Annotated in this window: 6 protein-coding genes and 1 tRNA gene; 4 read left to right on the top strand and 3 right to left on the bottom strand. The window is 39.3% G+C overall.

Features of this window, described 5'->3' with window-relative positions:
* Nucleotides 1-120: 120 nt before the first annotated feature.
* Nucleotides 121-2,379, top strand: coding sequence for a hypothetical protein (locus LLW17_RS18670; RefSeq protein WP_228231811.1), 2,259 nt, complete (start codon nucleotides 121-123; stop codon nucleotides 2,377-2,379).
* Nucleotides 2,380-2,666: 287 nt separating this feature from the next.
* On the opposite strand, the gene LLW17_RS18665 is transcribed toward LLW17_RS18670, so the two are convergent.
* A tRNA-Leu gene (locus tag LLW17_RS18665) sits at nucleotides 2,667-2,748 on the bottom strand.
* Between the two features lie 330 nt (nucleotides 2,749-3,078).
* Between LLW17_RS18665 and LLW17_RS18660 the strand changes: the two genes are divergently transcribed.
* Nucleotides 3,079-4,476: a dipeptidase gene (locus LLW17_RS18660; protein ID WP_228231810.1), complete on the top strand. Its 1,398-nt coding sequence runs from the start codon at nucleotides 3,079-3,081 to the stop codon at nucleotides 4,474-4,476.
* A gap of 607 nt (nucleotides 4,477-5,083) precedes the next feature.
* Here LLW17_RS18660 and LLW17_RS18655 read toward each other — a convergent pair.
* Both LLW17_RS18655 and LLW17_RS18650 read right to left on the bottom strand, forming a co-directional pair.
* Complete coding sequence (locus LLW17_RS18655) at nucleotides 5,084-5,857, bottom strand: DUF1206 domain-containing protein (protein ID WP_228231809.1); 774 nt, start codon at nucleotides 5,855-5,857, stop codon at nucleotides 5,084-5,086.
* Between the two features lie 148 nt (nucleotides 5,858-6,005).
* A complete protein-coding gene (locus LLW17_RS18650) occupies nucleotides 6,006-6,587 on the bottom strand; it encodes a PhnA domain-containing protein (RefSeq protein ID WP_228231813.1) in 582 nt (193 codons plus the stop codon).
* A 318-nt stretch (nucleotides 6,588-6,905) separates the two neighbouring features.
* On the opposite strand from LLW17_RS18650, the gene LLW17_RS18645 reads away from it, so the two are divergent.
* Nucleotides 6,906-7,274: a BlaI/MecI/CopY family transcriptional regulator gene (locus tag LLW17_RS18645; protein ID WP_228231808.1), complete on the top strand. Its 369-nt coding sequence runs from the start codon at nucleotides 6,906-6,908 to the stop codon at nucleotides 7,272-7,274.
* Entirely contained in the window at nucleotides 7,274-9,517 is a 2,244-nt protein-coding gene (locus LLW17_RS18640; RefSeq protein WP_228231812.1) for a M56 family metallopeptidase, read from the top strand. The genes LLW17_RS18645 and LLW17_RS18640 overlap by 1 nt, the downstream gene beginning before the upstream one ends.
* Nucleotides 9,518-9,644 lie beyond the last annotated feature (127 nt).

The raw sequence follows: 9,644 nt of genomic DNA, 5'->3' as shown, positions 1-9,644 counted from the left end.
CTCTTTGAGAGCTTCTAAAACCACTTTGGTCTTGAACTTGGGTGTGAATTTTCTTCGTGTCATAAAACAGTAAATTTAAAGTTATTTTGGAACTTAAATTACTGTCCTAATTTTTGGGGGATGCTCATTACATTAAATGAAGATGGAGATCAATTTTGGAATTATTCGATTCTAGAAAAAATTTTCAGATATGATGAGGAATTCTGTCTAAGCAAATTGAGACCTATATTCACGAAAAATTTACAGGATTTAAGTGGACACAATAATGATAGGGTTTCTTATGAACAAAAAGAAATTCTAAATAATATTTATGAATTAAATCCCAATAAACTATTTGTGTTCTTATGGGATTTATATCAAAAAACAATACAGTCAAATAGATTTTCCTTTGAATTAAACATATCAGAAAAGGAATCTATTTATTATAAATGTTCTGTGTTTGAAAGATTTTTTAATTCATCAGATGGACTTAATAGATTAATTGAAAACAAAATAATTCAACATTTAGTTGAAAATAAGAAGTTCTTCCAGAGTTTTTTTAATGAACATAAATATTCTGACTCATTTGATATAATAAATATTCTTACGGTAGTTCTTTTAAAATGTAATGCTGGAAAAGATTACATCCTTGAGTTATTTGAAATTATCCATAGTAAAAATGGATTCAATTCATATGATGATGAACTACAACTTAATTTAAGAAACCTCATCACTAGTATTTTCGGGATTTTAAATCAAACTGAAAAAGACATAATAATCCGAATTATCAGATCAGTAAGTCATCCATATGAATTTAGAGTTGATAAAGATAGTTTAAGTAGTGTGATGAAGTTCAGATTTAAAAAGGAGTATCTTTTTATTTGTGCTATTCCAGTGAATGAAATAAAAAAAATACCTAGCTTAAATATGAGATATCTCGAGCTCGAAAGAAAGTTTGGTAAGCTTGACCCAAAGAAGGCTATGGATATCTCCACTTCTAGAAGTTATGTGGTGGGAGCACCTTTAAAAGGTTCAGCATATAAAAACATGTCCTTAAAAAACTGGAAAAAGACTATTTTAAAATACAATGATAGTTATATAGAAGGACACGGTGCAAGAGGAGGGAAAATACAACATGCAAGTCAACTAAGTGAACAAGTAGCAAAAGACCCCGCAAAATATTATGAATTTATTTTGCAATTGGCAAGCGATGAAAAAGTGGCGATTGACTATTTAACGTCTGGATTAGAAGGTTTAATTAAAGGAAAATATTATCCTGAAAAAGTAGGTATTTTATTTAAAAAGATAATTACTAAAAAGATGGATGCCCCTAATCATATGTATACTCTTAGATCTAGTGACTATTTAATTTCTAACGAAGTTTTAGATAATGAAATGTTCACTTACATACGAGAAACAGCATTAAATAATCCTCATCCTACCAAACCCTTAAACCCAAATGATCCATTATTTGATAGTGTCAATACTGTAAGAGGTATTGCTATAAGGAAAATAATTTCTTGTTATCAACTTATTCACTTTAAAGATAAAATATTTGATACCGTTGAATGTGCTATTAAAGATGAACAAGACTGCGTAAAAGTTGGCATAATATCAGAAATCTCCTACCTAAATCATCTTGACATAAATAGAAGCTATAAAATTTTTAAAGATTTAATATCTCAAGATAACCCTTCAATAATAAAAAACTCATTTTGGAGTGCTCAGTTTTTTTATTGGAAATTTCATTCAAAAATGAATTATTACTACAGAAGAATTATAGAAAATAAAAGCTTTCATAGTAATGGTCAAATTATAGTATTGGCTTATTTAAATGAAAAAACAAATGACATAAACTTATACAAAAAGTTTATCAATAGTAGTTCAGAGGCCAAAAGATGTGCCTTGAAAGTTGCTGAAGAGAATTTGTTTGAAGACTCGCAAAATATTAAGGCGAAATGTTTTAAAATACTCTTATCATTCTTAAAAATTCAAGATAAAGATATTGCTAGTCTCTATTCAGGTATAATATTAAGAAAACTTAAGCCCAATAATTTTGATTACTTCTACCCATTTTTACTAAAATATTCTTCTTCAAAAATTTGCGAAATGGAGCCTAGATACTTTCTAGAATATCTTTTGAAATGCGTTAACACAAATCCCAACGAATGCCTTGTTCTTATTAAGAAAATGAATTTTAAAAAAACTCCTAACATTCAAAATCACGGATATTATGACAAAGAGCCAGTTCAATTAATATTGAAATTATATTCTATATTCAACAGAAATCTTAGCAAAAACAAATCGCAGGTAATACAATGTTTAAACATTTTTGATCATATGCTAGAGTACAATCACTTGAGAAGTGCTGCTAGTGAAGCTATCGAAATACTTGATTAATAATTGATTTTTAAATTTAGACTCAGTATTGCATTTCAATTGGTTAGTACGTGTTGACATGCTTTTAAACAACTTGGTCTTGAAATATAACCTACCTTTTTGGCAAAGCCTAATGTGTCATAAAATTTTACCCTCAAAATCCCAGCAGCGTTTAAAATCAATAATTATTGATCTCAAAACAGTTCAGATAATGTTAAAGTTTAGCTAATTTTAAAAAAGCAAAATTGTTGTACCACTGTTGTACCAAAATGAAAAAGCCGACTCGTTAAAGTCGGCTTATCCCTTTGTACAGGCGGGGAGACTCGAACTCCCACACCTTGCGGCACTAGATCCTAAGTCTAGCGTGTCTACCAATTCCACCACGCCTGCATACTATTTTCAACGTACTTAGGACTCCCGTTAAAAACTTGCATTCGTATCTCTAAAAATGCGAGTGCAAATATAGCAAAGATTTTGAATTTGAAAATGCTTTTTCAAAATATTTTTTCAATCCGGTAAAGTATTTTGATTTCCACTTATTTCACCCCGCCCTCCTTTACCATTCCAGCCTCTTAAAAATAGAAATCTGAAAGTCAATCCGTATTTTTACCCAAACTCAAGTTTTATTTATGAACCCTAATGGACACCTGGCAAATAAAGGTTATTACACACCAATTAATTAAATAACTGAACCCTAAGTTCCTGATACAATTTAAATAGATGAAAGACATTAAAAAATACATAGACACCCATCAAAAACGCTTTCTCGACGAACTCATCGAGCTGCTTAAAATTCCATCTATCAGTGCCGACAAAGCCTACAAAGAAGATGTATTCAACACCGCAGACGCCGTGGCCGAACGCCTGAAAGAAGCCGGTTGTGCCAAAGTTGAAATCTGCGAAACTCCGGGCTATCCCATCGTATATGGCGAGATCCTAAAAGATAAAAACCTGCCCACCATTTTGGTGTATGGGCATTACGACGTGCAACCGCCAGACCCGCTAGACTTGTGGGAAAGCGCACCTTTTGAACCCGTTATCAAAAAAACAGAAGGGCATCCCGACGGCGCCATTTTTGCCCGCGGCGCCTGTGACGACAAGGGCCAGATGTATATGCACGTCAAAGCACTTGAGTATATGACCCAAAACGACGACCTGCCCTGCAACGTCAAGTTTATGATCGAGGGCGAAGAAGAAGTAGGCAGCGAAAATCTGGGTTGGTTTGTTTCCCGCAATCAGGAGAAACTGGCTAACGACGTGATCCTGATTTCAGACACCGGTATGATCGCCAAAGACGTGCCCAGCATTACCACCGGCCTGCGCGGCCTCAGCTATGTGGAAGTCGAAGTCACCGGCCCCAACCGCGATCTGCATAGCGGGCTTTACGGCGGTGCGGTGGCCAATCCCATCAACGTGCTTACCAAAATGATCGCCTCCCTGCACGACGAAAACAACCACATCACCATTCCCGGATTTTACGATCAGGTCGACGAACTCACCGCCGACGAACGCGAAAAAATGGCCGAAGCCCCGTTTTCACTAGAGAACTATCAGAAAGCGCTCGACATCGACGCGGTTTATGGCGAAGCCGGTTACACCACAAACGAGCGCAACAGCATACGCCCTACCCTCGATGTCAACGGCATCTGGGGCGGCTACACCGGCGAGGGAGCCAAAACCGTAATCGCCAGTAAGGCTTTCGCCAAGATTAGTATGCGTCTGGTACCGCATCAGGACTGGAAAGAAATCACTGAGCTCTTCAAAACCCATTTTGAAAGCATCGCCCCAAAAGGCGTGCGCGTCAAGGTAAAACCCCATCACGGCGGCGAACCTTACGTTACACCCATTGACAACATCGGCTATCAGGCGGCAGAGGCGGCTTATGAGAAGACTTTTGGCAAAACACCCATTCCGCAGCGCAGCGGCGGCAGCATCCCAATTGTGGCCTTATTTGAGCGCGAACTCAACAGCAAAACTATCCTTATGGGCTTTGGCCTGGACAGTGACGCCATTCACTCCCCTAACGAGCACTTTGGGGTTTGGAATTTTCTCAAAGGCATCGAGACCATTCCGCATTTTTACCACGAGTTCACTAAACTAAAATCTGCAGAAAACTAATTTTAAGCGTTTGGGCGTGACCCCGCAAAAGGCGGGGTCGGGCTTTACGCTTTATCTTTTTAACCGGGCTCCTCGATACAATTTGCCTTACCAGGCAAATCACTCGGAGACCCGTTAAAAAGGATGCCGCTTCAATCCCTCACGCAGGGTTTCAGTATGCAGTATGCAGTCTCAGTTTGCAGTGTCTAGCTGACTGAGTGAATTTCCGTAAGCGAAAGCGAGCTGAAATTCGTATCGAAGGCAGTTTCAGTTTGCAGTCTCAGTTTGCAGTATTCAGATAAAAGATTTGGCGACTGAGTGAATTTCCGTGAGCGAAAGCAAGTTGTGAAAATTCTGAATTAAGAATGCAGAATTTGAATAATGAATAAAAAATCAGGAATTACACGATTGCGAAAAAAATAGATTTTGAGGTTTAATATCCAAAATAACTCAATAACTCAATAACTCAATAACTCAATAACTCAATAACTCAATAACTAAATAACTAAATAACTCAATAACTCAATAACTCAATAACTCAATAACTAAATAACTAAATAACTAAACAAAAAACCCGCACAGCATCAAGCCTACGGGTTTTTTAATTTTGAATTTTAAATCTTGAACCTTAAATCCGAATCTGTGCGTATTTGGCCTGTATAAACATAAAGACTGCATAGGCCACAAGACCCAAAGCTATAATGCCCATTACGGTTGCTCCAAAATTATCCTGTAAAAATTCGAATGCGGCAACTTTACCACCGGTATCTCCACCGCTTCCTGTAGCCACTTTAAAAAATAAAAAGGCCACAATCCCCGAAACGATCCCCCTGCTGATAAAGCCAATTTTTCCGGCGCGTATTAATGTTTTTTGTTCCTGTTGACTCAGACTGCTCTCATTGACATCATCTCTAAAGGTTCCGGAATAGGCTTTGTAGATTTGAAAAATGGCTTTCCCGGCCAGACACAATGCGATAAATCCCACAACATAGGGTCCGTATGATTTTTCCATCAGAGTAGAAATTACAGAGCTGCCTCTTGAGCCCGAACTTCCGCCCAAAACCATACGCAGTGCCGTAACACCCAGTGCGCCATAAAAAACACCACTTACGATAAAGCCGGCACGCTTAAAAAATCCTTTGACTTCACCCCACGAATCTCCGCTTCCTTTAAAAGCTTCATAAAACCTGTAAAAAGTATAGCCAAAAAGACCCACACCCAGAAGCGCGAGTAAAACCTGGCCAAAAGGCTGACCGGCTAAAAATTGAAGTACGTTTTCGTTTCCGCTTTTAGAACCGCCCAGGTTGAAGGCCGCCATTGCGGTTAGCGTTCCTATTATAGCATAAACCACACCCTTGGCAAGCATACCTACACGGGCCAGTTTTTCTTTCTTATTGTTCATTGGAGTATCAGATTGGTTAGTGATGCCAATATATTCATATACGTGGCAGCCTTATCCCAACCCGATGTTATAATAAACCCAACAAACTGCTAAATGTCAGAAAATTGAGGACTTAAACGAACGTAAAATTCAAAAGCCTTTATGAGGCCTAAATCTTTTTCACATAATCAGTTACCAGAACGATTTGCTGCCCGTCAACTTTGCCTTCAATGTATTTTTCGTTTTCGTGATCTAGCGAAATACGTCTTACAGCCGTGCCCTGCTTGGCCACCATACTGCTGCCTTTTACCTTGAGGTCTTTAATCAGCACCACCGAATCGCCCGCTTCGAGAATAACTCCATTGCTGTCGCGATGCACCAGTGCGTTTGCTGCAGTTTCCTGCGCCACACCGGCTTTGGCCCACTCGCGCGTCTCTTCTTCCATATACATCATATCGAGCAGGTCTTGCGGCCAGCCTTCGGCTTTAAGCTGGTGCAACATACGATAAGCAACTACCTGTACCGCCGGCACGGGGCTCCACATACTGTCGTTAAGGCAACGCCAGTGATTGGGCTCTACCTGATCTGGATTTTCCAATTGTGTTCTGCAGGTACCACAAGCAAAAATCGCGGTGTCTGCGGTATCTCCCTCCGGCGAATGCGGCACGGCATACACATCTAAATCGGTTGTGCTGCTGCATAGTTCGCATACATTGCCGCTTCGGTCTCTTAAATCCTGTTCGAGGCTCATAGTTTTCTGGTTGTGTGTTAGGGCGCCAAAGTTAAGATTATTGATATAACCTGCGTTAGGGATTGAGGCATTGTTGGAGCTCTTTTTGCCCCGCGGTGCTCCGATACTAGTCTTCTTACTAAAATCACTTAGCAACCGCGAGGGCGAAAAAGCGACTGCCGAAAGCCTGCCTTTGCCGGCAGGCAGACCCGGTCGCTTTAGGTTTTCTTCAAAAAACCTAAAGCGAAACGCCCTGATAATCAAAATTAATTTACTCTACACTTGTAGAATTAGAATTTATTTCTACATTTGTAGAATACATTCTAAATCTGTAGAAAAATGAGTCTCTCTAATGCCGAAGAACAATTGATGCAAATCTTGTGGAAACAGGAAAAAGCCTTTATGAAAGACCTCATTGAGGCGTATCCCGAACCACGGCCTGCAACGACTACCGTCGCCACTTTGTTAAAGCGCATGCAGGACAAGAATTTTGTGGACTATGTGCAATACGGGCGGTCGCGGGAGTATTTCCCCCTGGTCAAGAAGAAAGATTATTTTGCCAGGCAGGTGAATGGAATGATCAAAAATTTCTTTAACGACTCTGCCGCGCAGTTTGCTTCCTTTTTTACGAAGGAAACCGATTTGTCACCCCAGGAACTGGAGGATCTTAAAAAATTGATTGACGAACGCCTAAAATCGAAAAAGTGATGCTCGCCTACCTCATCAAATCAATCTTATGCCTGCTGGTGCTTTGGGGGTTTTATAAAATCGCCTTAGAGCAAACGGCTGCGCACCACTTTAAGCGTGTTTACCTCCTGGGAAGTTTGGTTTTGGCTCTCACTTTACCGCTGATTAGCTTTAGCTATACCGTTGAAGTAGAACCCCAACCCGTGGTTGCTGAGACCTATTTTGAACCGGTTGCCTTTACCGAGGCTCCGGTTTCTGCACCGGTCGATGAACCTACAAACTGGCTGCTGATTGGTTTAGGAATCGTTTATGTTGCCGGTGTTCTGCTCTTTGGGTTTCGCTTTTTGCGGAATCTGATCAGGCTTCGTCACAAAATAACCTGCAACGAAAAGGTAGAGGCGAAAACCCATATCAACGTCCTATTGGCCGGAAAGGTTATTCCGCATTCGTTTCTTAAGTTCATTTTCCTGCCTAAAACCGAATTTAAAACCAACTTCATCGCCCCGGAAATCCTGGCGCACGAGCAGGCACACGTCACGCAAAAGCACACCTGGGATATTCTGGCAGTTGAATTGTTACAGGTGATTTTCTGGTTTAATCCGCTGCTGGTCTTTTTAAAAAGAAGCATTGCTTTGAATCACGAATTTCTCGCAGACCGGGCCGCGCTGGCTCAAAACACAACTACTAAAAACTACACAAATCTTTTATTTACCTATTCGGGTGGTGCTCATCACACCGCGTTATCAAGCCCAATTAATTATTCATTAACTAAAAAACGAATTCTTATGTTATCAAAAACCCGCTCGGTCAAAAAAATGCTTCTGCGACTGGTGCTTTTTATACCTGTACTGGCCCTATGCTTTTACTGTTTCAATCAGGAGATTGTCGCAAAGCCGGTAGTACAAAAAGAGTCTCCTTCTATATTGGGAAAATGGGTTGAACGCAAAAGTGAGTTTGCACAACTCACAATATACGAGCAGGATAAAAAGCTTTGGATGAAGTCTTATAAAGACACATTTGAGTTGCGTGAGGAAAGTGAAAACCGTTATGCAGTAACTAAGAAAAACAAATCACTTTCTGCTGGTAAAATGCAGGCTTTTTTAGATTATAAATCTAAAAACAATGAACTCCTTTTAAATGACAAAAGCTTTATTCGCCCTGAAAATACCTACGGAAAAATTTTCTCCGGGGATTGGGAGGGTATTGATATTGATCAGAAATTCTATATCCGTTCAGAAAATGGAGGCACCTCCTGGATTATCGAAGATCAATTCGGCACAAATACGTACTACCCCGTCTTAACTTCTACGGGTTTTTACTTTACTTACGACAACAGGGACATTTATTTTACGGTCACCGGAAATCGCATGACTAGTTCGGAAGGTTATATCTACAAAAAAGTTAAAGAAGCTCCTAAAGTAATATATATTGATGTAGTTGATAATTGGTTAGGCATTAATGGAAACCCAAGTTCTCTAAAAGGATTTGTGAAAGATTTAGATTTAAATACGGCGAATTGGTCTTCGGAAAATTTCAAAAATTATATTTTGAAAGTACATATGCAAAAAGGTAATGAGGAATTTTTAAAAGAGCTAAATAAAGAATTTAAAAAGACAGATTTGTTTAAAATCAATCCTTCACAACAATTAATCACTCCACCCGCTCCAGCTGCACCAAAATCGGGAACTCCCCCTCCGCCGCCACCAGCGCCTGCTGCACAAAAAGCAGTAAAACCAAATAAAACCTTAAACAAACCCGTGCCCGAAGAATCTGAAATTATTCAGGTTTTTGAAGACATTTATATCGAAATTGATAAAAACCATCAGGTTTTTATCAACTCTAAAATTATAGACTCAGAACGTATTGAAAAAGCCTTAAGCCGGTATAATTCAGACTATACTAAAGCTGAACGCGCCAAAGTGATGGACGTAAAGATTACGGTAGACCCGTCGGTTAAAATGGGGATCATCACCGATGTGAAATCAGCACTTCGGGATTACGGTGTTAAGAGTATCAAAGTGATTATTGCGGGGGAGCCTCAGGAGGAAGCCTTGATTCCGGCGAAATCTGAAAATCCCCAAAAAAGCTCACCCCTTAGCCCGGAACAAATGACCAAAAAGGCCGGGTATTTGGTAATAGGCGATCAAACCTATTATTATGTAAAAACGGAATCTGGCGCTTTTAATTATTATGATCGCTATGCAAAACAACTTAGCGAAAAGGAGGTTTTAAAACTTCAGCAAAAAGCAGAAAAAGCAAACTGAGAGGGTGTAAATTAAACTCTGTCTGAAATAGATTTAAACATTAATTTTATTCAGACAGAACCATGAGAAAAGAGGAACAGACAGAATTTGAAAAGAAGGTGCTTGACCAGTTCATGTCGGGCAAGAA

It is taken from the genome of Leeuwenhoekiella parthenopeia (assembly GCF_020782115.1).
Lineage (GTDB): Bacteria > Bacteroidota > Bacteroidia > Flavobacteriales > Flavobacteriaceae > Leeuwenhoekiella > Leeuwenhoekiella parthenopeia.
This window is presented reverse-complemented; position numbering and strand designations above follow the sequence as displayed.

What these genes read in the sequence shown, in the direction of transcription:
- LLW17_RS18660 (WP_228231810.1), top strand. Translation starts at nt 3,079, where the DNA reads ATGAAAGACATTAAAAAATACATAGACACCCATCAAAAACGCTTTCTC.
- LLW17_RS18645 (WP_228231808.1), top strand. Translation starts at nt 6,906, where the DNA reads ATGAGTCTCTCTAATGCCGAAGAACAATTGATGCAAATCTTGTGGAAA.
- LLW17_RS18670 (WP_228231811.1), top strand. Translation starts at nt 121, where the DNA reads ATGCTCATTACATTAAATGAAGATGGAGATCAATTTTGGAATTATTCG.
- LLW17_RS18650 (WP_228231813.1), bottom strand. Translation starts at nt 6,587, where the DNA reads ATGAGCCTCGAACAGGATTTAAGAGACCGAAGCGGCAATGTATGCGAA.
- LLW17_RS18655 (WP_228231809.1), bottom strand. Translation starts at nt 5,857, where the DNA reads ATGAACAATAAGAAAGAAAAACTGGCCCGTGTAGGTATGCTTGCCAAG.
- LLW17_RS18640 (WP_228231812.1), top strand. Translation starts at nt 7,274, where the DNA reads ATGCTCGCCTACCTCATCAAATCAATCTTATGCCTGCTGGTGCTTTGG.